The 1,988-nt window shown below is 66.1% G+C and carries 2 protein-coding genes; both read right to left on the bottom strand.

Annotated features, from left to right (window positions below):
• Positions 1 to 787 (bottom strand): IS5 family transposase (locus tag CA983_RS43145; protein ID WP_086606053.1); only part of this gene is annotated, 787 nt, incomplete at its 3' end.
• Positions 788 to 1,057: 270 nt separating this feature from the next.
• Positions 1,058 to 1,507 carry a hypothetical protein gene (locus CA983_RS46025; protein WP_143645815.1) on the bottom strand — a complete coding sequence of 150 codons (450 nt, stop codon included), beginning with the start codon at positions 1,505 to 1,507 and terminating at the stop codon, positions 1,058 to 1,060.
• Between the last annotated feature and the right edge of the window lie 481 nt (positions 1,508 to 1,988).

Below are 1,988 nucleotides of genomic sequence, written 5' to 3'. Positions count from 1 at the left end.
GGCCGGCGGCCCGGGGCCGTGCCAGACGCCGGCTCATCCGCGTGACCATCGACCACCGGATCATCGCCTCGCTGGTGGCGGGCAGGGTCTCGTGGTCCCGGGCCAGACGGCGGGAATTCATCAGCCACGCGAACGTGCGCTCTGCCACCCACCGCCTCGGCAGCACCACGAACCCGGCCATGTCGTCGGTGCGCTTGACGATCTCCAAGGTCAGGGCGAGTTTGTCCCGGCACCAGCCGACGAGGGAGCCGGTGTAGCCGCCGTCGGCCCAGACAAGGGTGATGTCGCGGTGCAAGCGACGCAGCCGCCTCAGCAGGCCCACCGCGGCGTCCCGGTCGCCGATGTTCGCGGCGGTGACCGTGACGACCAGGAGCAGACCGAGGGTGTCGGTCACGATGTGCCGTTTGCGGCCCGGCACCTTCTTCCCGCCGTCGTAGCCGCGTGAGGTGGTCGGCACCGTCGCGGCGGCCCGCACCGACTGCGCGTCGATGATTCCGGCCGTGGACTCGGCCTCACGGCCCTCGCGCTCCCGGACCTTCCCGCGCAGCCGGTCGTGGAACTCGGCGATCAGCCCGTGCTCGCGCCAGCGGCGGAAGAAGGCGTAGACCCGGCCCCATGCGGGGAAGTCCGCGGGCATCGCCCGCCAGGAGATCCCGCCCGCGACCAGGTAGCGGATCGCGTCCAGCAGCTGGCGGTGGCAGTAGCCCTCGGGCCGTCCGCCCCGCCCCTGAAGCCAGGTCGGCACCGGCAACAACGGCCGGATGGCCGCCCACTCCGCGTCCGTCATGTCCGACGGATACCGGCGCACCCGATCGGGATGATCGGCCGCGTTGCCGTACACGTGCGCGAGGCAATCGCACGACACGGCGGGCGAGTTGAAGCAGGCGGGCTCGGGCGCGTACAACAACGACAACAGGGCCTCCGGGAACCGCTCGGAATGGGGTCGCACCCCCGAGCTACCAGGAGGCCCTGCCTTCATGCGCGTATCGCCGGAAGATCAGCCGTCCAGGAACTCCGTTCGATTCACACGTTCCAAAGTCGGCTGGAATGCGGATTTTCAGTCAGCACTAGGCCAAATCTGAACAACCCACACCTCAAGGGGATCGTCATGCGGCCCTTCAGGAGGGAAGGGGTCGAGTGCCAGCGAAGCCTCAACATGATCTCGCCCTCGGCAGAGCAAACGCAGGTGATAGCGCCCCGGCCGCAGCTCGATCTCGCCGTAGCAGACGCCACCCAAGTCGACCACCGCGAGGCGATCTGCCATCGGAGAATGGAAAGCTCGTTCATACTCCCAAGAGCCTGATGGCTGAGGAGCGGGCCCGTCCCACACCTCCAAACGCACCAAAGGGTAGAAATCGTTGTCGCTGGAGGTGAGGCTCCAGCCTTCCCCGGGGATCTGAACAATGTCATCCTCCGCCGGTGCTTGTTCGAAGAGGATGGGGCCGATCTGGATGGTCCTGTAGTACACGCGCGGGCGGACATCAACAGCGTTGATCAGAGTGGGCACTTACTCTCCTCACCATCGAGCGAGCAGGGCCCGTCAGGCTAGCCCCGACTTGAACTCAAAGCCCCTCAGCTCACCTCACGACCACAAGCGGGCACTCGCCCCTGGCTTCACGCGCGTACCGCCGGAAGATCAGCCGTCCAGGAACTCCGTTCGATTCACACGTTCCAAGATCGGTTGAGATACGGCTTCTCACCGCGTACGGCATGCTTTGTTCCTTGTGGCGATTCGGAGGCTCTCTCCAATCCTTTCTGCCTGTCACCTGGTTCCAGGGGGTATGGAGCAAGTCCTCCGCTGCACTGAGCCGGAGCGTGGCGAGGCTCCGCAGACGTGATCGACATCCGAAGAACGTTGAGGTCACAGGCGCGGAATCTGCTAGCGCAGCCTTCGGTGCGAGCGTAGCGATCCGCGAAGGAATGCCACCAGGTCCGCCGGAGCAGCAGGCCTCATGGCTGTTCGAGCAGCTTCGGAAGCTCGAGGAGAC

It is taken from the genome of Streptomyces swartbergensis (assembly GCF_002148965.1).
In the GTDB taxonomy this organism is placed as follows: Bacteria; Actinomycetota; Actinomycetes; order Streptomycetales; family Streptomycetaceae; genus Streptomyces; species Streptomyces swartbergensis.
The sequence above is the reverse complement of the archived record's forward strand: the minus strand, read 5'-3'. Positions and strand labels throughout refer to the sequence as shown.